The organism is Pseudomonas sp. URIL14HWK12:I12, assembly GCF_003097135.1.
Taxonomy (GTDB): Bacteria; Pseudomonadota; Gammaproteobacteria; order Pseudomonadales; family Pseudomonadaceae; genus Aquipseudomonas.
The window spans coordinates 230515-255894 of sequence record NZ_QEQL01000003.1; the positions used below are offsets into that span (position 1 = coordinate 230515).

Sequence of the window (25380 nt, forward strand, 5' to 3'; positions counted from 1 at the left end):
GCCTCACTTCTTGCGGTTGCTGAAGGCCGTAAGCGCGCGCTCGATGCATTGCGCGGTCTTGCCGAAGGCCTGCACCGAGATGTCCGCCAGCGGGCGCCCGCCCTGGTCGGCGATCACCACCATCACTACCCGGCCCCCACTGGCCAGTGAACGGATCAACAGATGCTCGCCACGAAACAGCACGCGCAGGCTCGCAGGCAGCAATGCCGACAGCTGATCGTTGTTTTCAGGCGTCACGCGCAGCTGCCCGGGTTCACTGAGCAGGCGTTTGAACAGCGGCGCCTGGTCCAGCGAGAAGGTCAGCTCGGCGGCCGGTTTGGGCAAGGCGGCGATCTGATGCGCCCTCAGGAACTCCCCGCTTTTGTCGAGCATCAGCAGCATCACCCGCTGCATGCCGCAGGCCACCAGGGCTTCACGTGCCGAGGTGGTCAGGTGGAGGGCGTTGTTGAACGGGCTGGGCTCAACCAGCAGGTCGGCACAGCGCTTGCGCCATTGCACCAGGCTCTCGGCCGAGGGCGGCGGTGCCGGGCGCGGCACCCGGCCGATACGCCGTTCATCCCAAGGCCAGACCAACCCGATTGCCGGGTGCCAGAGGTCGGGCTGGGCCACCAGCCGTGCACTGATTGCCGACTGCTGGTGCACCTGCTGCTGCACCTCTTCCAAGGGTAACTGCGCATACAGGGCGATCATTTGTTGCCAGCGCAGCACGTGGGGTGTGTTCCAGCCCTGCTGCGCCGCCAGTGCCAGGCCATTGGCCAGCAGCACAGTATTGGCCGGCTGATTGGCGAAGCGGCGGATCTGCGGTTCGGCGTCGAGCCGACGCTGCTGGCGCAGCGGGTCGTCCAGGTCGCGAGCGATCAACATCACGCTGGCCAGCGAGCGGCGTTCCTGCACCAGCGCCAGGTAACCCTGGCGCACCCACATTGGCAGGCGCCACAACTCCACCAGCGCCTGGCAGATGTCCAGCAGCGGCACGCCGAACAGTGCCTGTTCCACTTTGCGTGCCGACTCGCCACGCTGCACCACGCGGCGTTCCCACTCCTCGATCAGCTCTGGCTCGGCCAGCGCCATCGCCCACAGCGGTGAGAGGAACAGCAGCGCCCCCCAGTGGATCTCCTGCCAGAGCCGCGCCAGGCGGGCGGCGAACAACCCATTGGCCAACTGCGTGGCATGCTGGCTCACCAACTGCAGCTGGCGCAGCGCAACCGGCATCTGTTCGGGCTCCACCGACGGTAGCCGGCCCATCAGGTCGCTCGCCCGCTGCAAGCCTAGCCGGTTGAGCGCCACTTCCAGGCTTTCAGCAGGCTCGACCAGGCCCCCGCTGGCATGGGCGTTGGCTTCGCGCAGCACACTGAGTACCAGTGCCGGGCTTTCCTGCATGCGCTCGGCGATGTCCCGCAGCGAACGGCTGCTGTCGGACAGGTACGCGCATACGCGGTCGTGGCTGTGCTTGGCTACAGGCAGGCGCAGGTCACCGAGGGCTTCGGCCCAGGCCTGAACAGTGGTGGGTTTGACAGCTGTCATAGGGAGGGGCTCGCCACGTGGCTATTCTGGCTTTTCACAAGTTGTGACTATAGTCTGGCGCACTTCTGCCGATAGGTAGAAGCAGAGATTGAACCGGCCGGCCGCGCCGCCGCCACACCCCATGAATTTCGAAGTGCTCCTGACCTATGGCTAAAATTATCGGCATCATTGTCGTATTCGCGAGCGTCCTCGGTGGATACGTCCTGTCTCACGGCCAGATTGCGGCGCTGATTCAGCCTTTCGAGGTGCTGATCATCGGTGGTGCGTGCCTCGGGGCTTTCATCCAGGCCAACCCTGGCTACATGACCATGCACGTCTTCAAGAAGTCCCTGAAGATGTTCGGCTCGCGCTTCACGCACGCCTTCTATATCGAAGTGCTGAGCCTGATCTACGAGATCCTCAACAAAAGCCGCCGCGAAGGCATGATGGCCATCGAAGCCGATATCGAAGACGCCGCCTCCAGCCCGATTTTCGCCAAGTACCCAGGCGTGCTCAAAGACGCCCGCATGACCGCCTTCATCTGCGATTACCTGCGCATCATGTCGTCGGGCAACATGGCGCCCCATGAGCTCGAAGGGCTGTTCGACATGGAGCTGTTGAGCATGAAGGAAGAGCTCGAGCACCCCTCCCACGCGGTGCAGGGTATCGCCGACGGCTTGCCAGGTTTCGGTATCGTTGCGGCGGTACTGGGTATCGTGGTGACCATGGCCTCGTTGGGTGACGGCGACAAGGCAGCTATCGGCGGCCACGTCGGCGCGGCGCTGGTAGGTACCTTCCTCGGTATTCTGGCGGCCTACGGCTTCTTCGGGCCGCTCTCTCAGTGCCTGGGCCACGATGCCAAGGAAGAAATGAACACCTACGAAGCCATCAAGGCCTCGCTGGTAGCCTCTGCTTCGGGCATGCCGCCGACCCTGGCCGTCGAGTTCGGCCGCAAGGTGCTCTACCCGGCGCACCGCCCAAGCTTTACCGAGCTTGAAGAAGCGGTTCGCGGTCGCTAAGCCATGGAGAACAATCAGCCAATCATCGTCAAGCGCGTCAAGCGCTTCGGCGGCGGGCACCACGGCGGTGCCTGGAAGATCGCCTTCGCCGACTTCGCAACGGCCATGATGGCGTTCTTCCTGGTGCTCTGGCTGCTGTCCAACGCAACGCCTGAGCAGAAGATCGCCATCGCCGGCTATTTCAAGGACCCCATCGGTTTCACCGAAAGCGGCTCGCCCTACGTGATCGACCTGGGCGGCTCGCCGCAGCTGTCGCCAGATGCGACGCTCAACCCCGAGACCAAGGAGTCGCCGCCCAAGCCCGAAACCGACACCCAGTCGCAGGTCAATACCGAGCAGGCCGAGAACATCGCCGAGAAGGTCGAGAAAGATCGCCTCGAACTGTTGCTCCAGGAATTGCAGAACAAGGTCGACGAGAACCCGCAACTGGCCAAGTTCAAGGATCAGATCCTGTTCGAGATCACCCAGGACGGCCTGCGCATCCAGATCATGGACGCCGAGAACCGGCCGATGTTCGACCTGGGCAGTGCCCGGCTCAAGCCGTATTTCGAAGACCTGCTGCTGGCCATGGCCGACACCATCAAAGAGGTGCCGAACAAGATCAGCATCAGCGGCCACACCGATGCCAAGCCTTACGCCAGCACCGGGGATTTCGGCAACTGGGAGCTTTCGGCCAGCCGCGCAAACGCCGCCCGCCGCACCTTGGTGGCGGGCAGTTACCCTGAAAACCAGGTAGCGCGTGTGGTGGGCTTCGGCTCCTCGGCCCTGTTCGATCGCAAGAACCCGCTCAACCCGGTGAACCGCCGCATCGACATCACGGTGCTGACCAAGAAGGCCGAGCGCGCCATCGAGGGCGATGCCAATCAGGACGAAGCCAAGCCCGCGGCGCCTGATCAGGCCGCCCCAGGCGCCGCGCCCAGTGGTGCGCCGCAGGGCAGCGCGGCGCCGAGCAATCAGCCGGTGCAGCCGCGCGACCTGCGGGAGAAGATGAACATCTTCGACAATGGCGCATTGCAGATGCAGGGCAACGGCAACGGTAACGGTAACCCCGGTACCGGCAAGCAGCTCTAGCCTTTGAGGCGCGCCTTGAGCGCACGGTGGAAGTCGTCCGCCGTGCGCCGTGAGGCGGTGCCGAGCACCCGCTCCATGCCGGTACGCCTGTCGAAGCTTTCCATGGTCGCGACCAGGTCCTTGCGGTATTCCAGGACAAACTGCGTCAGGTCCCCGTAAGTGCGCATGACCGGCCAGTGCTCCAGGTATTCCGGCAGCGGCAGCTGGTCGATCTGGAAGGTCGAGATACGCACATCGGTGATGGTGGCCTCGCCGATCTCGAACGGCACCCACCATGAGCCCTGGGTCTGGTGCGAAACGATTACCAGCAGGTGGCTCGCGTCGCGGATACGCTGGGTGATCAAACCCGTGATGTCCGAGGTGACTTTCGACGCTTCGTCCATTACGTCCAGGTAGCAAGGCACACCCGAAGCACTCAGGCATTCCTGCACGGCCAGTGCATCGGAGCGGTTGGTGTGGCGATAGGAAATGAACACGCTCATTCAAAAGTGCTCCTTCAGGGCAAGAATGCGGTAGTAGGCGCCCAGCGCGGTCAGCCGGCAGCCCGTACCATTGATGGCGGCGAAATACATATGCTCGGCGTCTACCGGCTCGATCAGGCTGTGCCGGTTGCACCGCTGCAATTGTGCGAAAACGTCACCGTTGGCAGCGTCGAATTCAGGTGCTGTGGGCTCGAAGCTAGGGTCCAGGGCATAGATGCTTTCAGGCTCGGGGAACCACTGCGGCAGCTTGCGCAGCACCTCGCGCGCCACCAGCGGCTCGTTCTCGCGCAGGGCGATGAAGCGCGAGACGTTGGTCTTGAATACCGGCCGTTGCTCCCAGGCGCCAAGGGCGTTGTCTACGAAGGCGTAGAGCCCGCCCGGGGTAACGTCGCCCAGCACGCTGCTGGCGCCGCCATTGAGGCCCTGGATCAGCAGGCTGGTGAACACCCCGTGTGGCCCGTTCTCGCTGGCCGCCTCCGGGCGGCGGCAGGCGCTCATGATGGTCAACCCCTCGCTGATCTGGCTGTCGCCACCTCTTAGGGAGCGCGCTTCGCCCGCGGCGCCAGCCTGGCAGCAGTCGAGAATCAGGATCTTGTCGCGGATGCCGCTGGCGTTGCGCGCCAGGGTCAGAATGTCGCTGAAGCGAATGCCATCCCGGGCGCTGCGGGCGTTCTGGGGCAGCAGCAGGCCTTCTTCGAGCGAGTCGTCGAAGTGGCCGTGCCCGGCAAAGTAGAACAGCGCGGTGTCGCACTCGCCTGAAAACAGCTCCTGCAGCCTGGCTTCAAGCAGGTCGTGGTCCACCTCATCTTCGCCTGTGGTGAGCAGGCGCGCCTGGAAATTGGGCTGGCCGCCGGCGTGGCGGGCCAGGGTGTGGCTCATTTGCGTGGCGTCGTTGACGCAGCCGCGCAGCGGGTTCAGGTGTGGGTAGTCGTTGATACCGACGAAAAGAGCTTTGCGCATGAAGCCTCCCTCAAGACGCCCAGCTGATGATCGCCCTGGCGATGCTAACGCTGTTCCAGGCGCACTCCTGATGCGCGGCTTGGCGCACAGGGGCGGAAATGCGTTCGGCGCCCCAGGGCTTGATGGCGATGATGGGTTTGCCCAGCCGCTGGGCGATGGCGATTTCGCGGGTGATCCAGTAGCTGTAGGTGGCGTACACCCCGGCCATGATCAGCACCACTGAGCAGCGGCGCATCTTGTCGACCAGCGCCTGCTCAAGCTCTGCGTCGGTAGGGCAAGCGGTGATAGGCCTGTGCGAGGGCACGGAGAAGTCGCGAAACGGCAGGTGCGGCTGGCTGCGCAGCAAGCGCATCAGGCGCTCGTAGGCATCTGCGTATTTCCACGAATGGCTGATGAACAAGTGGTACATGGAGTGATGGCCTGCTCGAAGTATCGAAGGCCATCACTGTTGGGCCAGGCAGGCAGGAGGAACAAGCGAATGGAAAAATCGTTACGTTTTCCCAAACGGGGGCAGAAGTATTCCGAACCGTATCAGTATTCGTCCTTGGGCAGGCTGGCGATGATCGAGCGGTAGCTGGCCATGCGCTGCGGCTGGATACGCCCGGCTTCGAGCGCTTCGAGCAGAGCGCAGCCTGGCTCACGGTCGTGGTTGCAATCGCGGAAGCGGCAACGGCCGAGCAAGGGTGCGAACTCGATGAACCCGGCTTCGACGTCGTCACGGCTGACGTGCACCAGGCCGAATTCGCGAATGCCGGGAGAGTCGATCAGGTCGCCGCCTTCAGGGAAGTGATACAGCCGCGCGGTGGTGGTGGTGTGCTGGCCCTGGCCAGACCAATGCGACAGCTCACCCACGCGCGTGCCAACGTCCAACAGGCTGTTGACCAGCGACGACTTGCCCACACCCGATTGGCCGACGAACACGCTGGTGTGGCGATCGAGCCGGGTTTTGAGCGCCTTCATGCCATCGCCCTGATGGGCGGAAACTTCCAGCAGGGGGTAGCCCAGTTCACGGTAGCTTTTGAGCAGCACGTGAAGGCCGGGGCCATTGGCCTCGTCGATCAGGTCGGCCTTGTTCAGCAGCAGCAGGGGGCGAATACCCGCATGCTCGGCCGCCACCAGGTAACGGTCGATCAGGTTGGCATGAGGCTCAGGGGCGGGGGCGAAGACGATGACGATCTGGTCGACGTTGCCCGCTACCGGCTTGAGCTGGCCACGGGCATCGGGCCGGCACAGCTCGCTGTGGCGTGGTAGCTGGGCGACGATCACCCCGTCACTCTGATGGCCGGCGCGCCAGACCACGCGGTCGCCGGTCACCAGCGTCGGCAGGTTGGCCCGCAGGTAGCACCGGAACACACTGCCGGCCTGCTCACCCTCCAGCGCCTCGACTTCGACCTGCACCCCGAAGTGCGCAATGATCAGCCCATGCTGCTCGGGGCCCAGGTCGCCGCCTTCAAGGCTTTCCTGCGCCTGGCTCTCGCGCTTGGTGGCGCGGGCGGCGCGTTCGTTCTGGATCTTGTCGATGCGCCAGGCTTGGCGGCGGGTGAGCTGGCGTTTGGCCATGGAAATCTCGTGTGAGGGCGGTATCATCCGCCGGCTGATCAAGCCCGCGAGTTTAGCACGCCCAATCGGCTAGACTGCGTAGCAACCGCCGAGGAGCACAGCATGGTAAACCCGCAGAACCTTATCTGGATCGACCTGGAAATGACCGGGCTGGATCCGGACAACGACGTCATCATCGAGATGGCCACCATCGTCACTGACAGCGACCTCAACACCCTGGCCGAAGGGCCGGTGATCGCCATCCACCAGAGCGATGCGATCCTTGCAGGCATGGACGAATGGAACAATCGCCAGCATGGCGGCAGTGGCCTGACCCAACGCGTGCGCGAGAGCAAGATCTCCATGGCCGAGGCCGAGGCGCAAACCATCGCCTTCCTTGAGAAGTGGGTGCCCAAGGGCAAATCGCCGATCTGCGGCAACAGCATCTGCCAGGACCGCCGTTTCCTCTATCGCCACATGCGCAAGCTCGAAGAGTATTTCCACTACCGCAACCTGGACGTCTCCACCCTCAAGGAGCTGGCCGCGCGCTGGGCGCCAGAGGTCAAGGATAGCTTCAAGAAAGGCAGCACCCACCTGGCGCTGGACGACATCCGCGACTCGATCGCGGAGCTGCGGCACTACCGCGAGCATTTCATCAAGTTCTGATCGGCGCGTTGGCCGTTACACAGCGCCCGGCAAGCTGGCCTCCCACCCCTATGGCTATTCCAGCGGGAGGGCGGCTTGCCGCGCGACGCTAGGCTACGTCCCGCGCCGTGCCGGGCAATCTGGCCAGCTTCACCGCAACCAAAAGCGCCACCAGCAGCAACCCGCCAATAAACAGCCCCACGCCATTCCAACCGCCATGGGCCCAGGCCACCCCGCCCAACGTGCCGGCTACACTCGACCCCACGTAGTACGCGAACAGATACAGCGATGAAGCCTGCCCCTTGGCCCGCTCTGCACGCCGCCCGATCCAACTGCTGGCCACCGAATGCGCGCCGAAAAAGCCGAAGGTGAACAGCACCATCCCGGCCAGAATCGCCGCCACCGGTTGCGCCAACGTCACCGCCAGGCCGCCTGCCATTACCAGGATCGACACCCAGAAAGTGGTGCGCCGGCCGTAGCGATCTGCAAGGGTGCCAACCTTCGCCGAGCTGTAGATACCCGCCAGGTAGACCACCGAGAGCAACCCCACCAGCGCCTGGCTCATGTGGTAGGGCTCAGCCAGCAGGCGATAACCGATGTAGTTGAACAGGGTCACGAAACTGCCCATCAGCAGGAACGCCTCCAGAAACAGCCACGGCAGCCCGGCATCCTTGAAATGCAGCGTGAAGCCTTCGACCAGCGTCGAGGGCTGCAGCGGGCGTGGGCGGAAGTTGCGCGAGGCCGGCAGCAGCCGCGTGAACGCCACCGCCGCGCCGAGCGCGATCACCCCGATTACCAGCATTGCCGTACGCCAGTCGACGAAATCCACCAGAACGCCGCTGATCAACCGGCCGCTCATCCCGCCAATGGCGTTACCGCCGATATAGAGCCCCATGGCCAAGCCCGCATGCTCGGGGTGGATTTCCTCGCTCAAGTAAGCCATGCCCACTGCGGCCAACCCGCTCAGCGACAACCCCACCAGCGCACGCATCAGCAAGACGCCGTGCCAGGTGGGCATCACCGCGCTGAGCAAGGTGCACAGCGCTGCGCCGAACAGCGCGGCTACCATCACCGGCTTGCGGCCCACAGCGTCTGACAGCGGCCCTGTCAGTAGCATGCCCAGGGCCATCATGCCGGTGGCGATCGACAGAATCAGGCTGCTCTGTGCCGCATTGATGGAAAAGCCTTCCGACAGAATCGGCATTAGTGGTTGCACGCAGTAGAGCAGCGCGAAGGTGGCAAAACCGCCAGCGAACAGCGCCAACACCGTGCGCTTGAACGCCGGCGTGCCCTTCTCGATGAACGCTTCGGCAGCGTTATGCAGTGGATCGGTAGCGGGGCGGCAGTCGGCAGTCAGGGCTTTCACGGTCGGCCTCGGCAGGGCGTGGGGCAAGTAAAAAAATCATATAGCTGGCTAATTATTTCATCCAATATATTGTTCGACCTGATTGATAGGTGCTGCATATCGTTTTGGAGAGCCCATGGAGCTTCGTCACTTCCGTTATTTCGTTGCCGTGGCCGAGGCGTTGCATTTCGGCCGTGCGGCTCAGGCGCTGGGCATATCGCAACCACCGCTCAGCCAGCAGATCCAGGCGCTGGAGGAGCAGCTCGGTGCCCGGCTGTTCAACCGCACCAACCGGCGAGTGGAGCTCTCTGAGGCCGGCCGCCTGTTTCTCGACGAGGCTCGCCAGGTGCTGGCGCAGGTGGACAAGGCCGCCGACGTCGCCCGCCGCGCCCAGGCGGGGGAGCTCGGCGAGATGAAGGTGGGCTTCACCTCTTCGGCACCCTTTGCCGGCAACATTCCGCAAGCGATCTACCAGTTCCGCAAGGCTTTCCCGGCGGTGCAGCTCAACCTGCTGGAGATGAGCAGCCATGAGGTGGTGGATCAACTTGCCGCGGGGCATATCGACGTAGGCTTGACCCGGCCGGTGCCCCTGCCCGACAGCGTGGTGATGACCGAACTGTTCCGCGAGCCCCTGGTGGCCGTGCTCAGCGCCAGCCACCCGTTGGCCAAGGGCAGCGAAACGGGCCTGCAACTGGCAGCGTTGGCCGACGAGCCCTTTGTGTTCTTCCCGCGCGACTATGGCAGCAGCGTGTACGCACAACTGCTGCAATTGGCGCGCAATGCCGGGTTTTCACCGCGGTTTTCCCAGGAGGCGAGCGAGGCGATGACGATCATCGGCCTGGTGTCGGCCGGGCTTGGTGTGTCGGTGCTGCCGGCATCGTTTCACTGGATGCGCATCGGCGGGGTGGTCTACCGGCCGCTGCTCGACGAAGGCGCTCAGACGGCGATCTGGCGGGTGCAGCGCAAAGGCGAGGTGCCGGCGAAGGTTGCGGCGTTTGGGCGGCTGTTGGCGGGCTGATCGACGCCAGGTTTTTTGTAATAACGCCTATGTTCTGATGGAGGGCCCCCATCCTTACCGCAACGCCCAGCCGAGCATTCAATCAACGCAACTGCGCTGGCCCATGGCCTGAAGCGGGTGGCTCGCAACACCGGGGCCTTGCTTGGCCCGGGGCTGTACTGATCAACCCGTGGCTGGAACGCACGGATGTGCAAGGCCAGGCTTGAGCACTGTTGCCGTGCCGGCCTGGAGGGGCCGGCTAACCCCACCCCTTACTTGGTCTTGGCCAGGTCACCCTTGAGGGTCACACCGCCGATGATCGCGCCGGCATGGCACTCGTAGTTGGCGCTGTTGGCGTTCTCGTTGCGCTTGTAGTAGCTGACGATGTTCACCACGGCGTTTGCGCCTGCCTTCTTGGCGGCGTCTTGCAGGGTCAGCAGGGCGCTTTGCAGGGCCCAGGCGCAGGCCGCCTCATCGGTTTTGTTGAAGGCGTTGGTCTTCTTGTTGGTAACGGCATTCGGGCTGATCACCTGGGCGCTGGGGCCGGTGCCCTTGAGATAGAACTTCACGCTGCCGTCGAGCTTCTTCTCGTTGAGCATCTGCTGCACAACGGGTTGAAAGGGCAGCATCAGCAGCGTGTCGCGGGCCTGGCTGATGCCGGGCAGCACGGCCAGCGCCAGGGCCGCGGCGGTGAGGGCAAGCTTGTTGTTCATGGTGTTCACTCCTGTGGTTAATGTGCCCAGCGGCGGAAAATCAGCGAGGTGTTCACCCCGCCGAATGCAAAGTTGTTGTTCATCACGTATTCGCAGCTCAGTGTGCGCAGGCCGCCGCGCAGGTAGTCCAGCTCACCGCAGCGCGGGTCGACGCTATCGAGGTTGAGGGTGTGCACGTAGCGGTCGCTGTTGAGCATCTCGATGCTGAACCAGGATTCCAGCGCGCCGCAGGCGCCCAGGGTGTGCCCCAGAAAGCTCTTTTGCGAACTGATCGGCATGCGCGGCCCAAACAAACTGCTGGTGGCCAGCGTTTCGGCGATGTCGCCCTGCTCGGTGGCAGTGCCGTGGCCGTTGACGTACCCCACCGCGTCGGCCGCCAGGCCCGCGTCCTCCAGCGCCAGCTCCATGGCCCGGCGCATGGTGGCCTGCTCGGGGCGGGTGCTGTGCTGGCCGTCGGCATTGCTGCCGAAGCCTGCGATCTCGGCGTAGATGGTCGCACCGCGCGCCAGGGCGTGCTCCAGCTCCTCCAGCACCAGCATGCCGGCGCCTTCGCCGATCACCAGGCCGTCGCGGCCACTGTCGTAAGGGCGGGGGCTCAGGTGCGGGGTATCGTTCTTCAAACTGGTGGCATAAAGCGCATCGAACACCATCGCCTCGGTGGGGCACAACTCTTCGGCGCCCCCGGCCAGCATCATCGGCAGGCGGCCGAACTTGATCGCTTCATACGCATAGCCGATGCCCTGGCTTCCGCTGGTGCAGGCGCTGGAAGTGGGGATCAGCCGGCCGGTCAGGCCGAAGAAAATGCTGATGTTCGCCGCCGTGGTGTGCGGCATCATCCGCACATAGGAGTTGGCATTCAGGCCTTCGGCCACCGAATTGAGCAGCATGTTGCCGAATGCCTTGATCTCGTCGGTGCTGCCGGTCGAGGAGCCGCAGGCCACACCCATGCGCCCGTCGCGAATGCTCGCATCGCCCAGCAAGCCTGCGTCCTGCAGCGCGCGCTCGGCAGCGGCCACCGACAGCCGCGACACCCGGCCCATGCTGCGCAGCTGCTTGCGGGTCCAGTGAGCGGGCACCTGAAAGTCGTCTACCGGCCCGGCCAGGCGCGTGTTGAGCTCGGCGAAACGGTCCCATTCGTCCATGCGGCGGATGCCGCTGCGGTTAGCCTCGAATTGCGCCCGAATGCTCGGCCAATCGCTGCCCAGCGCGGTGATGCCGGCCATGCCGGTCACGACCACCCGTTTCATCAGCACAACCCCCCGTTGACCGAGATCACCTGGCGGGTGATGTAGGCCGCCTCGGCCGACATCAGAAAATTCACCGCCCCCGCCACTTCCTCAGCGGTGCCCATGCGCTGGGCAGGGATCATCTTGAGCATCTCTTCCAGCGGCAGGTGCTCGTCGAGCATCGCCGTGTCGATCAGGCCGGGGGCCACACAGTTGACGGTGATCTTGCGCTTGGCCAGCTCCACGGCCAGGGCTTTGGCCGCGCCGATCACGCCCGCCTTGGAGGCGCTGTAGTTGACCTGGCCGCGGTTGCCCACCAGCCCCGATACCGAAGTGATGCAGACGATGCGGCCCGCCGCGCGGCGCCGGATCATCGGCATGGTCAGCGGGTGCAGCACGTTGTAGAACCCGTCGAGGTTGGTGCGCAGCACCTGGTCCCAGTCGTCGTCGCTGAGCGCCGGGAAGGCCCCGTCGCGGGTCAGCCCCGCGTTGCACACCACGCCGTAATAGGCGCCATGCACTTCCACGTCGCCTTCGAGCACGGCCTTGCAGGCGGCGCGGTCGGCCACGTCGAATTGCAGCACGCGTGCGTTGCGGCCTATTTGCCGGATCTGTTCCTGCACGGCTTGAGCCTCGGCCATGCCGCTGCGGCAATGCAGGGCGATGTCGAAGCCTGCCTGGGCCAGGCGCAGGGCGATGGCCCGGCCAATGCCACGGCTGGAGCCGGTGACCAGAATGGTGTCAGTCATTGGAGGTTTCCTGTGCGTGGGCCAGGTACTGGGCGGCATTGGGCGGGCGGTACACGTTCAGCCGCGCCTGGGCACTGAAGCCCGGGCCTTCCAGGTGGCATTCGAACACGCCCATGCCGCTCTCGTCTTCGAGCGAGCGCAGGGCGCGCAGTGTCAGGGCGCTGCCGGCGGGGAAGCGCTCTACGGTGCATTCGTACTTGCGGGTGCCGAGCAGAAAGCCCATTTCAACCGGCTGCGCCTTCGCGCGAGCGCGACAGCCGGCATAGGCGGCGACGGCCTGCGCCATCAGCTCCACGCCCACCCATGCCGGCAGGCTGCCGTCTTCATCGCTGAACGGGGTGCCGGGGCGTACGGTGGCGTGGGCCAGGATGCCGTCATCGTCGAAGTGCTCGACCGCATCGAGCAGGATCACGTCGCCAGCGTGAGGCAGCAGTTCAGCCAGTGGCCAAGGGATCATGGTGCCTCTCCGATAATCAGGCTCACATTGTTACCGCCGAAGGCGAACGAATTGCTCATCAGCACCGGCTTCTCCAGCGCCTGGCCGGCCACGGTCAGCGGCAGGCAGGGCAAGGCTGGGTCTGCCACCCCATCCCACAGGTGCGGGGGCAGCCGCCGGTGGGCAAGGCTCAGCCAGCAGAAGGCGACCTCCAGTGCTGCCGCTGCGCCCAGGGTGTGGCCGGTCATGGGCTTGGTCGACGAGCACGGCACGCCTGCCGGGAACACCTGCACCACCGCCAGGCTTTCCATGGCGTCGTTGTGGGGGGTGGCGGTGCCGTGCAGGTTCAGGTAACCGACCTGCTCGGGCGCCAGGCCTGCCTGCGCCAAGGCTTGGCGCATGGCGCTGGCCGCACCTTGGCCGGTGGGGTCGGGGGCGGAGATATGGTGCGCGTCGGAACAGGCACCACTGCCTAGCAAGGCTATCGCAGGGCCCTGCGCCGAACGCTCGCGCGTCATCAGAAACACCGCCGCTGCCTCGCCGATGTTGATGCCTTCACGATTGGCCGAGAACGGGTTGCAGCGGCTGGCCGACACTGCGGCCAGGGAACTGAAGCCGGCCACGGTGAGTTGGCAGAGGCTGTCGACCCCACCACACACCACCGCATCGCAGGCGCCCATCGCCAGCAGCCGCTGCGCGCTCATCAATGCTCGACCGCTGGAGGTGCAGGCCGTGGAAATCACATAGGCCGGGCCCTGGCAACCGAGCCACTGCGCCAGGCACTCGGCGGGGGCTTCGAGCAGTTGCTGGTCGTAGGCGTAGCCGGTGGGCAGTTGCCCGGTGCCAACGAAATGGGTGAACCCATCGCGCGACTCACCGATGCCCGAGGTGCTGGTGCCCAGGATCACTGCGACCCGGTCGGCGCCATAGCGCTGCACCGCTTCGCGCAATGCGCTTTCGATCTGCCTGGCCGCCTGCAACAACAGGCGGTTGTTGCGGCTTTCGTGCGCAGCCAGCTCCGCCGGCAGCGCAGGCAGCTCACCGCGCACCGGCGCGACCAGCGCAGGGCCGTCGGGCAGCCAGCCGGCCTGGCTCACCAGGCCGCTGCTGTCGCCCGCGAACAAGGCGCGAGCAACGCTGGCCTGGTCCAGGCCCAACGCGCAGTTGACGCCCAGGGCATTGAGGAACGCGGTCATTCGGTGATCTCGGCGGGCAACGGGCTGACCATGTAATGCAGCCCCTGCTTGAGGTTCAAAGAGAAATACAGTGGCTGGCCATAATTGACCGACCAGCGTGTGCCCAGAGAGCGCACGGTACCGGCTCGCTGCGCCTTGGGATAGCTGGCGAGCAACTGGTCGTCGGGCGTCAGGGCGAACAGCAGCGCCGCGAACAGCTCGCGGGCCGCTGGGTTGGGGGGCAGCAAGCCATCAGCTTCCCAGCGATGCCCGATCAGCTTCTGCCGCGCTTGGGGAATGCCGAGAAAGTCGAGCAACGACCAGCGCAGCGCATCGCCTTCCTGCTGCACCACCAGCAACCAGTCTTCGCGTTGGCCTTCCTGGATGCGCTGGATGTGCAGTTGCAGCGGCAGTTGCAGGCGCGGCGCCGCCTCGGGCAGCGGCGGCCGGCCGGCGCAACCGGCAAGCAACAGCAGGGCAGCGAGCATCAGGGTGCGCAGCATGGTGCCTCCTTCGCCAATGGCTTGCGCACCACGGCGTTGACGAGCGTTTCCTCGCGCTGGCCAGGCGCGGGGGGCTTGCGCAGCTTAAGGCGCTCCAGCAAGCCGAAATCCTTCGCGCGGCTCCACCACAGGTAGGGGTAGGACACGTTCGGCTCACTGAAGACAAAACCCTGCTGGCGCAGCATGGCCAGGTATTGCGGCGCGGTTTTCTGCACCTGCATCGGGTGGCGGAAGAACCAGCGGATCACCCAGGTATCGATGTAGGCCCGGGTAGATTCGGCGAACAGCAGGTAGCCACCGGGCTTGAGCACTCGGTGAAATTCCGCCAGGGCCTGTTCCTGCTCGACCAGATGATGGAACGTCTGGTGGCAGAAGACCAGGTCGACACTGGCGTCGGCCAGCGGCAGTGCGGCGCAGTCGGCCCCGTGCAACTGCAACGCCAAGCCCTGCGCCTGGCCTTCCTGTTGGCTGAGCGAAAGGCTCAGCGGGTCGGCATCTACCCCGATCAGTTGCGAAGGGTTGAAGGCCTGCATCAGGTAGCGGAACGACTTACCCTGGCCGCAGCCGGCATCGAGCAGCACGGGTCGCTCCGGCAGCGGGTCGGTGAACAGGCGCAGCAGGTCATTGATGGCCACCCGCAGCACATGGTGCTGCCAGGTATGGGTGCGCAGGAAATGAAAACCGATGCGGGTTTCTTCCACGTACGTCGGGCTGAAGAACTCGCTCACGCCAGTTGCCCTTGGCAAACGGCGGCAAGCATGCGCAGGCGCCGGGCGGGTTCCTTGACGAAGGGGTTGCGCTCGTCCCAGGCGTAGCCGGCAAGGATCGAGCAGATCATTTCACGGATGTCTTGCTGGGCATCGGGGTAGTAGATCACGTCCTGAAAATACCCTTCGTACCAGCCTTCGACATAGGCGCGGAAGGCGTCGACGCCCCGCTTGAGGGGCTGGGCGAACTGGCTCTCCCAGTTCACCGCCTCGCCGGCCAGTTGGCGGCCAAGCAAGGCGGCTGCCATGCTCGCCGAACGCATGGCGATCGTCACCCCGGAGGAAAATACCGGGTCGAGAAATTCCGCAGCGTTGCCCAGCAGTGCGAACCCTTGGCCATGCAGGGCCTTGACGTTGGCCGAATAGCCGCCAATGGTGCGCGCCGGGGTGTCCCAGACGGCGTTTTGCAGCACCTCGGCAAGGTCTGGGGTTTGGGCGATGAAGCCCTTGAGGCAGGCGTCGAGGTCATCGAGCCGGCCTTCGTAGTGATGCTCTGCAGCCACCACCCCCTGCGAGCAGCGGCCGTCGCTGAAGGGGATGGTCCAGAACCAGACGTCGCGGTGCACCGGGTGAGTGGTGATGAGGATCTTGTTGCGGTCAAAGCCGCTGCCCGGCTCGATGCGGTCCTCGACGTGGGTGAACACCGCGCGGCGCAGCGTAAAGGCGCTGGGGGCTTCCAGGTCGAGCAGGCGCGGCAGCACTCGCCCGTAGCCGCTGGCATCGAGCACGAAGCAGGCCTTTTGCAGGTACTCGCTGCCGTCGGCACGGCGCACCCGCAGTTGCGGCTGCCCGCTGAAATCGGCCTGGATGATCTCCTCTTCGTAGCGGATCTCCACACCTTGGCGTTCGGCCTCGTCGGCGAGGAGCTTGTCGAAGCGGGCGCGCTGTACCTGGAAGGTGGTGGGCCGGCCCTTGCTGGAGGTCTGGCCGAAATCGAAGGCGGTGTAGCGGCCGTCGCAGGCGAAGGCTGCGCCATTCTTGAGCTGAAAGCCCGCCGCTTCGACCGCTGGCAGCATTCCCGCTTCCTCGACGAAGTCCAGGCAATGCGCCAGCAGGCTTTCGCCAATGGAAAACCGCGGAAAGCGCTGGCGCTCCAGGATCAGCACGCGATGGCCCTGGCGGTGCAGCAAGGCGGCTGCAATGGCGCCGGACGGGCCTGCGCCGATGATGACGATGGGGTGAAGTGGCGTGTCCTTGTCAGGCACATGGCCTCCTTGCAGGTTGAATACGGTTCAAAGGCATGGGGTGCTGCCGCGCAAACGTGGTGAGCCAGAACACAGCACGATCATGGGTGCGCCTTCCCCGCCCGCGGGGCAGCCCAGGGCGCAAGCAGAAAGCTGAAGGCCAGGCCCAGGCTCACCGACAGGCCGAAGTTGCTCACCGCAGGGGTGGCCGAGACCATCAGCAGCCCGAACGACAGCCAGGTGGTGATCGCGGCCAGCAAGGTGCCGAGCAGGCTGGTGGCCGCACCCCCCACTTGCTCGCGCATCAAGATCGCGTAGTCGACGCTGATTGCCGTGGCCAGCAGCAGGCCGAATACGCTGAACAGCGTCAGTGGTTGGCCCAGCCAGCCCAGCCCTGCCAGGCTGCACAGTGCCGCCAGCAGCGGCAACGCCACCAGCCTCGCTGCCCCGCCCAGGCCGAACGGCCAGATCAGCAGCAACAGGATCAGCCCGCAGGAGGCCAGCTTGAGTTCGGCCGCGCTGACCTGGGTTTGCGCAAATACCCGGTTCAGCTCGCCCAGGCGGTCGACCCACTGCACGCCTGGCAAGCCATCGGCCAGCGCTGAAAGCGCCTTGGCATCGCCCAGGCCCTGCAAACTGACCGTGCTGGCCACACCGTTGCCGGTGCTGCCCAGCCACAGTAGCCGGTAAGGCTCACCCAAAGGGCCGGCCAGCGCCTGGTCGATGGTCATTACCGGCATCGCTTGCAGCTCTTGCAGCTCGTGGGCCAGTGCTGGCAGCGGCACGCCCGCTGCCGCCAAGGGCTGCCAATGGGCCGGCAGGCCCTGCAAGGCCTGCCGGGTGCGCACCTGCTCGTGCTCAGGTGCCACCAGCTGGCTGAGCGCCAGGTAGCCCTGCAGGCGATGCTGGGCTACCCAGGGCGCGAGGCGCTCTGTCAATGCGCGCTCGCGCTCCAGCAGTTCGCTTTCATCGCGGCCCTGCACCAGAAAGAACTGGCTGGTGGGCTGAAAGCCTGTGATGCGCGCCACGGCCTTGGCCTGGTCCATCAGCTCGGGCGAGCTGTCGATCCACTGGCGCAAATCGTTACGGACCTGCAACTGGTAAACACCGCCCAGGCACAGCGCGAGCAGGGCCGCGAGCAGTACGTAGCTGTTCACCCGCCGCAGCACTGCCAGGCGCAGGTCGACCAGCCGCTGCGCCAGCGCCAGCGGCCAGGCCGCTGGGCGCAACGGGGTGCCTGCCAGCAGCGCCGGCAGCAAGCAAGTAGCGGTGAGCCAGGCGCCACACAGGCCGCCGGCAGAAAAAAGAGCGATCTGAGTTAGGGCCGGGAACGGCGTGAATGCCAGTGCCAGGTAGCCTATGCAACTGGTAGCCAGGCTCAGCGCCAGGCCCGAGCGGGTCAACCGCAGCGCTGCCCAGCTGTGCCACGGGCGCAGGCTCCAGGCCTTGCTCAGGTAATGCAGTGGGTAATCCACCGCCACCCCGATCAGGCTGGCGCCCAGCACCAGGGTCATCACATGCACCTGGCCAAACACCGCCACGCACAGCGTGGTGCCCGCCAGCACCCCCACCAGCACCGGCAAGAACGCCAGCAGCACGCGCCAGCGGCGGAAGGCCAGCAGCAGCATCAGCAGGATGCCCAGCGTAGCGCCGCCGCCGACCCAGGTGATTTCACGCTTGGCCTGCATCTGCCCATTGGCGGCATAGAGCAACCCGCTGGCGGCAAGCAGCTGGCTACCATCGTCGGCTGCTTGTTGCCGCGCCTGGGCCAGCAGCGCTGCCACGTGTTCCGGCAGGTTCAGGTCGAAGGCGGTGCCCACGGCGCGGGAGCGCAGCAGCACCCAGGCTTTGCCGTCACCGTGTGCTACCAGGGCGCCGCTGGCCAGGTCCAACTGCACGCTGCCGTGCTGGGGCTGGCTGTTCTGAATGCGCTGGGCCAGGCCCAGCCAGTCATCCTGATTGGGAACCAGGCTGAACCCGGTGAAGGGATCGAACAGGCTTTGCAGGCGTTGCTGGATAAACGCTTGGGGGGCGGTTTCCAGCTGCGCACGGTCAGCTGGGGAGAGCATGGCCAGGCGGCCTTGCAGCAGTTGCTTGCGCAGGGCTGGCAAATCGGCCTGCAGGCTCCATTGCACCTGCTCGAATAGCCCGCTGGCTCGCCAGCGGGTCGCCAGGCGGCGGGCGAGGGCAATGGCCTGTTCCTGGTCGGCATTGCCCACCAGCACCAGCATTTCACGTGACAGTGGTGCTTGCATGCGTTGTTCAGCCAGCTGTACCAGCGGGTCGGGCGTGGCGCCCGGCACCAGCGCCATCAGGTCGGCCGACACCGGCGGGCGGCCGTGCCACTGCCAACCGGCCAAGGCCAGCAACGCGGCCAGCAGCAGCACGAACAACCACGGCAGGCTGCGTTCAGCGCGCGAAGTCATGCTGCTCCTGCTCGCTGAGGGCGTCGCTGGCCTGGCTCGACGGCATGCGCAACACGGTGCGGTCGCCCTGGGTTTCGAACAACTCAATGCGCTCGACGAACTGCCCGCCGCTCAGCTCGATGTGATCGAACACCTGCTTGAGCAGCAACGAGCGTGGCACCAGGCTCACCTGCCAATGTTCGGCAGTGCCCTGCACGCTCAGCTCGAAGTCGTGCTCCAGCTGGCTGCTGTCACCGCGCAGTACGGCGAAGAACAGGTGGTTTTGCTGTGCGCCGGCACTGCGGGCGGGCAGGGTTTGCCAACCATTGGCATCGCGGCGGGCGATACCGGCGTCGTCGATACGGTAGTCCTGCTGCAAGGGTGCCCTGAGCAGCCACAGCAGGCCATGGTCGCGGGCGAGCACGAACTGGCCGGTGCTCGTCAGCGGCTGGGGCAGGCTGCGCAGGTGTTTTTCCTGCACGAAGGGGCCACGGATCACCGCAGGCTTGGCCAGCTGGGCGCTCAGCTCGGCGAGCGTCAACGCATGGGCCAGCAGCGGGGTGAGCAACACCACCGCCAGCAGGGAACGGATCAGGTGTTTCATCGAAGGGCTTTCTCCACGGCATCGGTGAACACCCGGGGCGATGCCAGCTGCATCTCGCGGGTGGCGATTTCGACCGCTACCTGCACGGAGCTGGCGCGGGTCAGGCGCGTGCCGGTGGCAGCGCAGGTGATCAGGTAATGGATCTTCAGACGGTTTTCCCACTCGACCAGGTCGGCCCGCACCTTCAGCCGCTGGCCAAACACCGCGCTGTGCACGTAGCGCAATTGCAGGTCGATGACCGGCCAGGCGTAGCCGGAGTCGCGCATCTGCGTGTAGTTGTGGCCGATGTGGTCAAGCAGCGCGCAGCGCGCCACTTCCAGATACTTCACGTAATGCCCGTGCCAGACGACGTCCATGCTGTCGACGTCGAAGAACGGCACCTGGATTTCGGTTTCGACCTGCAAGGCTCCGGCGCTACGCATCCGCGAGCTCCCAGGCGCGTTGGCCAATGCGCACCAGGCAGTGGCGCAGGGCTGGCTCCAGTGCGCGGTCTTCTTCGAGGGGCGCGAACTCGCCCAGCAGGTGTTCGTGCATCGCGGCCAGCCGCGGGGGCAGCGGCCGGGCATCGCTGGCCTGGCCGCGCAACCACACGCCCTGATTGGCAGCCAGCAGGGTGGCGGCGGCGACCTGCTCGGTCAGGGCCAGCACGCGCAGGGCGTCGCGGGCGGCGATGGTGCCCATGCTGACTTTGTCCTGGTTGTGGCATTCGGTGGAGCGCGAGAACACGCTGGCGGGCATGGTCAGCTTGAGCGCTTCGGCGGTCCAGGCGCTTGCGCCGATCTGCACGGCCTTGAAGCCGTGGTTGATCATCGCTCGCTCGGCCGGTGCGCCGGAGAGGTTGCTCGGCAGCCCGTGGTTGTAGCGCACGTCAACCAGCAGGGCGAGCTGGCGGTCGAGCAGGTCGGCCACGTTGGCCACCAGGGTCTTGAGGCTGTCCATGGCGAAGGCGATGTGCCCCCCATAGAAATGCCCGCCGTGCAGCACGCGTTCGTGTTCAGCGTCGATGATGGGGTTGTCGTTGGCGCTGTTGAGTTCGGTTTCGATGAAGCCGCGCAGCCAGCCCAGGCTGTCGGCCAGCACGCCCAGTACATGGGGCGCGCAGCGCAACGAGTAGCGATCCTGCAGGCGGTGCAGGGGCGCAGCCGGGCCGTCGATGGCCAGGTCCTGGCGCAGCCAGGCGGCGACCTGGGCCTGGCCCGGGTGCGGCTTGGCGGCGAACAGGCGCTGGTCGAAGTGCTCGGGGTTGCCCTGCAGCGCTACCACGTTCAGTGCGGTAATGCGGGTGGCCAGGCGCAACAGGTACTCGGCGCGGGCAAAGGCCTGGCACGCAAGGCCGGTCATGACCGCCGTGCCGTTCATCAGCGCCAGCGCTTCCTTGGGCCGCAGCACCAGCGGCTGCCAGCCCAGCTCGGCATGCACCTCGGCGCTTGGACGGCGCTGGCCCTTGTAGAGCACTTCGCGTTCGCCACACAGGGTGGCGGCCACATAGGACAGCGGCGTGAGGTCGCCGCTGGCGCCTACCGAGCCCTCTTCAGGAATGATCGGCAGCACGTCTTCGGCCAAAAATGCCTGCAACCGCTCCAGCAGCTCGAGACGCACACCCGACATGCCGAAGCACAGTGATTGCAGGCGCGCCGCCAGCACCGCGCGAGTGGCCGGGGCGTCGAGCACCTGGCCCAGCCCGCAGCCGTGGAAGGTGTACAGGTGGCGAGGCAGGGCCTCGACATGCTCGGGCGGCACGGCCACCACGCACGAGTCGCCATACCCGGTGGTCACCCCGTAGATCACCCCTTCCTTGCCCAGCAGGGTGTCGAGAAAGCTTGCGCCGCGGGCAATGCCCTGGCGCCAGGCGGCACCGGCATGCAGTTGCGGGCGCGCCCTGCCTTCGCACAGCGCAAGCACCTGCTCGATACGCAGCGGCTCAGGGCCGAAGGTCACGTGGTCAGTCATTGTCCAGGTTCCAGAAAGGGTAGAAGTTGAACCATTGTCGCGGCGCGCTCAGTGCGCGCTGGCCCAGGCGCTCGGCGAAGCGCCCCGCCCAGTGGGCGATCACCTGGTCGCGCTCGCCGCGGCGCCAGGTGATCGCCTCGGCGAACGGCTCAAGGCTCACGTGATAGCGGCCTTGCTGCTTGAGGCAGAAAAACAGGTTCACCGGGCATTTGAGCAGCCCAGCCAGCAGCCAGGGGCCTTGTGGAAAGCGCGCTGGCTGGCCAAGAAAGTCGGCCGTGACGGTGCGCCCGCCGTGCAATGGCACGCGGTCGCCGGCAATCGCCAGCCATTCGCCACGCTCCAGGCGCTGGCTCAGTTGCAGCATGATGGCTGGGTCCAGCTCGCTGACCTGTATCAGCCGCAAGTGGCTGGCCCCCGCCTCGCCCAACAGGCGGTTGAAGCGCTCGGCGTGGCGGGTGTGCACCAGCACGTTCATGGTCACTTTCTCGCCCAGCTCGGCCAGCGCCCTGCACACTTCCAGGTTGCCCAGGTGCGCGCCCACCAGCATCTGCCCGCGCTCACCGCGTAATTGCTGGCGCACCCCGAAGGGGTCGTCCAGGGCGATGTGCTCCAGGCGAAGCTTGCCGTTCCACACGTCGAGTTTGTCGAGCAGCGCCTGGGCAAAGGCCATGAACTGGCCGAACAGGCTGCCCAGCGTAGGGCGCAGCGCCGGTTGGCCTGCCCAGTTCGCCAGGTTGGCCTGGTACTGGCGCGTCGCCTGGCGGGCACGGCGGCCAAAGACGAAGAAATACAGCACGATGCCGTAGATCAGCGGGCTGAGCAGGCGCCTGCCGAGCAGGCGCACGCCCACGGCGGTGAGCTTCATCATCCAGAAACTGCCGCGTTCGCGGCGCTGCGCCCAGTGCGCGTTCGGCTCGGTCATGCCGCCCACCGCCGCCAGAGGATGGCTGGCCAACGCATCAGCATGCCGAAGAACAGCCGCGCGTGCATGCGCGAGATCAGCACGTTGTCTTCGAATGGCCGGAAGTGCGAAACCCCATCGCTGGGGTAGTGCACGCGGGTCTGCAGCCAGTGCATCGGCTGGTTGCGCCAATGCAGTCGCACCAGCACCTCGGGGTCGAAATCCATGCGCCGGCCGAGCCGGTTGGCGTCGATCACTGGCAGCACCTGCGCCAGCGGGTACACGCGAAACCCGCACATCGAGTCGGGAATGCTCAGCGACAACGTGTTGATCCATACCCATACGTGGGTGAGGTAGCGCGCATAGAGCCGGCCCTTGGGCACGCTGGCGTCGTATTGGGGGTAGCCGCAGATCAGCTCGCCGGGGCGCTGTGCCGAGGCGTCGAGAAACCTGCGCACATCGGCCAGGTCATGCTGGCCGTCGGCGTCTACCTGCAAGGCATGGCTGAAGCCCAGCCGGTGCGCTTCACGAAGGCCAGCCATGACCGCCCCGCCCTTGCCCTGGTTGGCCGGCAGGTTCACCAGCCAGGTGCCTTCGGCCTCGGCCAGGCGGGCTAGCACGGCCGCGCACCCTGGGCTGCTGGCGTCATTGACCAACACGCAAGGCAAGCCTTCGGCGTGCAAGGCCGCGACCACCGCGGGCACTGCGCGCTCGTGGTTGTAGACCGGAATCACCGCGCATGGCTTATGCATGGCCGGCCTCCAACACGATGCGGCCACTGGAACAGGCAGCGCCGCCGCGGGTGAAGGCAAAATGCAGCTTGCCACGGGCCTCATCGAAACGCAGGGCCAGGTCGAGCAGCTCGCCAGGGCGCACCAGTTGCTGGAACTTGAGCACTTCCAGCCCCGCGAAGCGCGGTGGCAGCGCAAGCAACTCATGCCCCAGGCGCTGGGCCCAGTCGACCTGCACAACGCCTGGCAGCACCGGTGCGGTAGGGAAGTGACCACTGAAGCAGGCCAGGTCCAGCGGCACTCGCAGGCAGACCTGCCACTGGCCCTCGGCCTGGTGCTGGCTCAGCACTTCAGGTGCGCGAGGCCGCGGGGCCAGCAGCAATGCGTCGATGCTCGCCTGCGGCAGCTTGCCTTGGCTGTTCAGCGGCAACTGGCTGAGCAACCGCCAGCGGCGCGGCAAGGCGATCGGCTCACAGTGCTCGGCCAAGTGTGTGCGCAGGTTCGCCAGCATGGCCTTGCGGCCCCGTTCACGCAGGGCCTGCACCCCTTGCTCGGTGGGCACCAGCAGCGCGCCGAGGCTGGCTCGGCCGGCCTGCACCATGCCCAGGCGGCATTCTTGCACCCAGGGGTGGCCGGCCAGGGCCAGCTCGAGCATGGGCAGGGAAATGCGTTTTTCCTCAAGTTTGACGATGCGGTCTAGGCGGCCCAGCAGGTGCAGGCGGCCATGGGCATCCAGCTCGGCGGCATCCTGGGTGTGCTCGACGTGCCCTGCGGGCAGGTAGGGCGAGCGCACCTGCAATGCGCCGTGCTCGCCCAGGCTCAACTCGACCCCGCTGAAGGGCTGCCACCACGGCGTGCCCTGGCGCCAGGCGATGCCGCCGGTTTCGGAGCTGCCGAGGATCTCGGCGGGCCACTGGCCGAGGCGCTCGGCCAGGCTCGCGGCGGCATCGGCCGGCAGTGCGCCGCCAGAGGAAAACACCTTGCGCACGCTGCGCAGCGCAGGCCAGTCGAGGTTGTCACCCATGCGCTTGAGCAAGGCAGGGCTGGCGACCCAGGCAAAGTCGGCCTGCTCGCGGCTGGCCTGTTGCAGGTCTTCGCTGAACGGCAGTTGCCGGCGAACCGTGGCGCGGCCGGCACACAGGGGCCAGAGCACGCGAAACAGCAACCCGTAGATATGCTGGGTGGCAACGCTGCCGATGATGGTGGCCCGGCCCAGGCTGGGGCCCCACAGTTGCTCGAGCGCCCGCACCTCGTTGGCCAGTTGCGGCAGCGACTTGTCGATGCGCTTGGGCTCACCGCTGGAGCCAGAGGTGCACAGGCTCAGGCGGCAAGCTTCCAGGCACAGCGGGGCGGCAGCCAATGGCTCGGCAGCCGGCAGGGGGCCGCTGGCGTCGGTCAGCCACAGGTCGGCCTCGCCGGCCCAGCGCTGGCGCGTCTGCGGTTGCAGGTCGGGGGGCAGCAGCACGCTGGCACCGGCGCGCCAGGCAGCGAACAAGGCGATGGACAATTGAGCGGCGTCTTCGAGGTAAAGCGCCACGCAGCGAGTGCCGCGGGCCTGCAGGGCGCCAGCCAGGGCGAGCACCTGCCGCTGCCACTGCGCGTGATCCAACGCCGGGGCCGGGGCTACCGGCCGGCCAGGGTGGCCTTTGAGCAACAGGTCTCGGGTTTCGATCCAGAGGGTCATGCAGCGGCTCTCACTCGGCGGCGCACGAGCCATTCGGCAGCGAATAGCGCGCCCATCAACAGGTAGGCGATCAGGCCGGTGTACAGCGTCCACCAGGCCAGCGGTGCCCAGAGCGTCAAGGCCGCCGTTACCAGGCCGTTGAGGAGGAAGAACAGGCACCATACCCAGGTCACCTGGCGGGTGTAACGCACCGCACGGGGTGGCAGTTCCGGCTCGCTCAGGCGGGCGAGGCGCTCGGCCACCGGCATGCCGCGAATCAGGCTGGCGCCGAACAGGGCCAGCAGCGCGCCGCTGAGCAGCACTGGGTACCAGCGCAGCAACTGCGGGTCGCCCGCCAGTGCCAGCACTGCGCAGAACAGCAACGCCGCAACGGCCAGCCAGCGGTTACCACCGCTGCTTACGGCGCGAGCCAGCCACAGCGCGCCCAGCAGCAGCCCGAATTGCCAAGGCGCGATGCGGCCTTCGCCAAAATGCACGGCCAGCGGGTAGAGCAACCCGGCCAGCACCAGCACGGCACCGATCAGGCGGCTCATGCGGCCGCGGTAACCATGCGATGCACAGCCTCGACCACGTCGCCCACGGTGCGTACGGCCTTGAAGTCTTCGGCAGCGATTTTCTTGCCGGTCTGCCGCTTGATGTGGTCGATCAGGTCGATGGCGTCGATGCTGTCGATTTCCAGGTCTTGGTAGAGGTTGGCGTCCAGCGTTACGCGCTCGGGTTCGATCTCGAACAGGTCGACCAAGGCTGCCTTGAGCGTATCGAAAATGTCTTCACGGGTTTGCATGGCGCGG

The 25380-nt window shown here is 66.0% G+C and carries 27 protein-coding genes; 4 read left to right on the forward strand and 23 right to left on the reverse strand.

Annotated elements, in window-relative coordinates; genetic code table 11:
- Positions 1 to 3: 3 nt before the first annotated feature.
- Positions 4 to 1524, reverse strand: a complete 1521-nt coding sequence (locus F474_RS11175) for an HDOD domain-containing protein (RefSeq protein WP_097084467.1) — start codon at positions 1522 to 1524, stop codon at positions 4 to 6.
- 146 nt (positions 1525 to 1670) lie between these two features.
- Between F474_RS11175 and motA the strand changes: the two genes are divergently transcribed.
- Together motA and motB are read left to right on the forward strand one after the other, a co-directional pair.
- On the forward strand, positions 1671 to 2522 hold the full coding sequence (gene motA, locus F474_RS11180) for a flagellar motor stator protein MotA (RefSeq protein ID WP_097084468.1): 852 nt from the start codon (positions 1671 to 1673) through the stop codon (positions 2520 to 2522).
- Between the two features lie 3 nt (positions 2523 to 2525).
- Positions 2526 to 3593 (forward strand): flagellar motor protein MotB, encoded by a 1068-nt coding sequence (gene motB, locus F474_RS11185; protein WP_097084469.1) that lies wholly within the window; start codon positions 2526 to 2528, stop codon positions 3591 to 3593.
- Here motB and F474_RS11190 read toward each other — a convergent pair.
- The 4 genes from F474_RS11190 to rsgA form a co-directional block, all read right to left on the reverse strand.
- Positions 3590 to 4075 (reverse strand): toll/interleukin-1 receptor domain-containing protein, encoded by a 486-nt coding sequence (locus tag F474_RS11190; protein WP_097084470.1) that lies wholly within the window; start codon positions 4073 to 4075, stop codon positions 3590 to 3592. The genes motB and F474_RS11190 overlap by 4 nt on opposite strands.
- Positions 4076 to 5035 (reverse strand): caspase family protein, encoded by a 960-nt coding sequence (locus F474_RS11195; RefSeq protein WP_097084471.1) that lies wholly within the window; start codon positions 5033 to 5035, stop codon positions 4076 to 4078.
- Between the two features lie 10 nt (positions 5036 to 5045).
- A complete protein-coding gene (locus F474_RS11200; RefSeq protein WP_097084472.1) occupies positions 5046 to 5444 on the reverse strand; it encodes a TIR domain-containing protein in 399 nt (132 codons plus the stop codon).
- A 122-nt stretch (positions 5445 to 5566) separates the two neighbouring features.
- Complete coding sequence (gene rsgA / locus F474_RS11205) at positions 5567 to 6595, reverse strand: small ribosomal subunit biogenesis GTPase RsgA (RefSeq protein ID WP_097084473.1); 1029 nt, start codon at positions 6593 to 6595, stop codon at positions 5567 to 5569.
- Between the two features lie 102 nt (positions 6596 to 6697).
- Between rsgA and orn the strand changes: the two genes are divergently transcribed.
- The gene (gene orn, locus F474_RS11210; protein WP_097084474.1) at positions 6698 to 7240 is read left to right on the forward strand and encodes an oligoribonuclease; all 543 of its coding nucleotides are present in this window, start codon (positions 6698 to 6700) and stop codon (positions 7238 to 7240) included.
- Between the two features lie 88 nt (positions 7241 to 7328).
- Here orn and F474_RS11215 read toward each other — a convergent pair whose 3' ends face one another.
- The gene (locus F474_RS11215) at positions 7329 to 8585 is read right to left on the reverse strand and encodes an MFS transporter (RefSeq protein ID WP_371916129.1); all 1257 of its coding nucleotides are present in this window, start codon (positions 8583 to 8585) and stop codon (positions 7329 to 7331) included.
- A gap of 115 nt (positions 8586 to 8700) precedes the next feature.
- Between F474_RS11215 and F474_RS11220 the strand changes: the two genes are divergently transcribed.
- Positions 8701 to 9582, forward strand: coding sequence for a LysR family transcriptional regulator (locus tag F474_RS11220; protein WP_097084475.1), 882 nt, complete (start codon positions 8701 to 8703; stop codon positions 9580 to 9582).
- Positions 9583 to 9833: 251 nt separating this feature from the next.
- On the opposite strand, the gene F474_RS11225 is transcribed toward F474_RS11220, so the two are convergent.
- The 17 genes from F474_RS11225 to F474_RS11305 all read right to left on the reverse strand — a co-directional run bounded on the left by F474_RS11225 (position 9834) and on the right by F474_RS11305 (position 25373).
- Positions 9834 to 10274: an excinuclease gene (locus F474_RS11225; RefSeq protein WP_097084476.1), complete on the reverse strand. Its 441-nt coding sequence runs from the start codon at positions 10272 to 10274 to the stop codon at positions 9834 to 9836.
- A 17-nt stretch (positions 10275 to 10291) separates the two neighbouring features.
- Positions 10292 to 11521 (reverse strand): beta-ketoacyl-ACP synthase, encoded by a 1230-nt coding sequence (locus F474_RS11230; protein WP_097084477.1) that lies wholly within the window; start codon positions 11519 to 11521, stop codon positions 10292 to 10294.
- Positions 11521 to 12249: a 3-oxoacyl-ACP reductase FabG gene (gene fabG, locus F474_RS11235; protein WP_097084478.1), complete on the reverse strand. Its 729-nt coding sequence runs from the start codon at positions 12247 to 12249 to the stop codon at positions 11521 to 11523. The genes F474_RS11230 and fabG overlap by 1 nt, the downstream gene beginning before the upstream one ends.
- Positions 12242 to 12706: a hotdog family protein gene (locus tag F474_RS11240; RefSeq protein WP_097084479.1), complete on the reverse strand. Its 465-nt coding sequence runs from the start codon at positions 12704 to 12706 to the stop codon at positions 12242 to 12244. Before F474_RS11240 ends, fabG begins: the two co-directional genes overlap by 8 nt.
- The gene (locus F474_RS11245) at positions 12703 to 13881 is read right to left on the reverse strand and encodes a beta-ketoacyl-[acyl-carrier-protein] synthase family protein (RefSeq protein WP_097084480.1); all 1179 of its coding nucleotides are present in this window, start codon (positions 13879 to 13881) and stop codon (positions 12703 to 12705) included. Before F474_RS11245 ends, F474_RS11240 begins: the two co-directional genes overlap by 4 nt.
- Positions 13878 to 14363 carry a hypothetical protein gene (locus F474_RS11250; RefSeq protein WP_097084481.1) on the reverse strand — a complete coding sequence of 162 codons (486 nt, stop codon included), beginning with the start codon at positions 14361 to 14363 and terminating at the stop codon, positions 13878 to 13880. Before F474_RS11250 ends, F474_RS11245 begins: the two co-directional genes overlap by 4 nt.
- On the reverse strand, positions 14348 to 15091 hold the full coding sequence (locus tag F474_RS11255; protein WP_097084482.1) for a class I SAM-dependent methyltransferase: 744 nt from the start codon (positions 15089 to 15091) through the stop codon (positions 14348 to 14350). Before F474_RS11255 ends, F474_RS11250 begins: the two co-directional genes overlap by 16 nt.
- On the reverse strand, positions 15088 to 16335 hold the full coding sequence (locus F474_RS11260) for an NAD(P)/FAD-dependent oxidoreductase (protein WP_097084483.1): 1248 nt from the start codon (positions 16333 to 16335) through the stop codon (positions 15088 to 15090). The genes F474_RS11255 and F474_RS11260 overlap by 4 nt, the downstream gene beginning before the upstream one ends.
- An 80-nt stretch (positions 16336 to 16415) precedes the next feature.
- On the reverse strand, positions 16416 to 18740 hold the full coding sequence (locus F474_RS11265; RefSeq protein WP_097084484.1) for an MMPL family transporter: 2325 nt from the start codon (positions 18738 to 18740) through the stop codon (positions 16416 to 16418).
- A complete protein-coding gene (locus F474_RS11270) occupies positions 18724 to 19323 on the reverse strand; it encodes an outer membrane lipoprotein carrier protein LolA (protein ID WP_097084485.1) in 600 nt (199 codons plus the stop codon). Before F474_RS11270 ends, F474_RS11265 begins: the two co-directional genes overlap by 17 nt.
- Positions 19320 to 19745, reverse strand: a complete 426-nt coding sequence (locus tag F474_RS11275; RefSeq protein WP_097084486.1) for a thioesterase family protein — start codon at positions 19743 to 19745, stop codon at positions 19320 to 19322. The genes F474_RS11270 and F474_RS11275 overlap by 4 nt, the downstream gene beginning before the upstream one ends.
- Positions 19738 to 21273, reverse strand: a complete 1536-nt coding sequence (gene hutH / locus F474_RS11280) for a histidine ammonia-lyase (protein ID WP_097084487.1) — start codon at positions 21271 to 21273, stop codon at positions 19738 to 19740. The genes F474_RS11275 and hutH overlap by 8 nt, the downstream gene beginning before the upstream one ends.
- The gene (locus tag F474_RS11285) at positions 21266 to 22195 is read right to left on the reverse strand and encodes a glycosyl transferase (RefSeq protein WP_097084777.1); all 930 of its coding nucleotides are present in this window, start codon (positions 22193 to 22195) and stop codon (positions 21266 to 21268) included. Before F474_RS11285 ends, hutH begins: the two co-directional genes overlap by 8 nt.
- The gene (locus F474_RS11290; RefSeq protein ID WP_097084488.1) at positions 22192 to 22926 is read right to left on the reverse strand and encodes a glycosyltransferase family 2 protein; all 735 of its coding nucleotides are present in this window, start codon (positions 22924 to 22926) and stop codon (positions 22192 to 22194) included. Before F474_RS11290 ends, F474_RS11285 begins: the two co-directional genes overlap by 4 nt.
- Positions 22919 to 24589 (reverse strand): AMP-binding protein, encoded by a 1671-nt coding sequence (locus tag F474_RS11295; RefSeq protein ID WP_097084489.1) that lies wholly within the window; start codon positions 24587 to 24589, stop codon positions 22919 to 22921. The genes F474_RS11290 and F474_RS11295 overlap by 8 nt, the downstream gene beginning before the upstream one ends.
- The gene (locus tag F474_RS11300; RefSeq protein ID WP_097084490.1) at positions 24586 to 25122 is read right to left on the reverse strand and encodes a hypothetical protein; all 537 of its coding nucleotides are present in this window, start codon (positions 25120 to 25122) and stop codon (positions 24586 to 24588) included. The genes F474_RS11295 and F474_RS11300 overlap by 4 nt, the downstream gene beginning before the upstream one ends.
- On the reverse strand, positions 25119 to 25373 hold the full coding sequence (locus tag F474_RS11305; RefSeq protein WP_097084491.1) for an acyl carrier protein: 255 nt from the start codon (positions 25371 to 25373) through the stop codon (positions 25119 to 25121). Before F474_RS11305 ends, F474_RS11300 begins: the two co-directional genes overlap by 4 nt.
- Positions 25374 to 25380 lie beyond the last annotated feature (7 nt).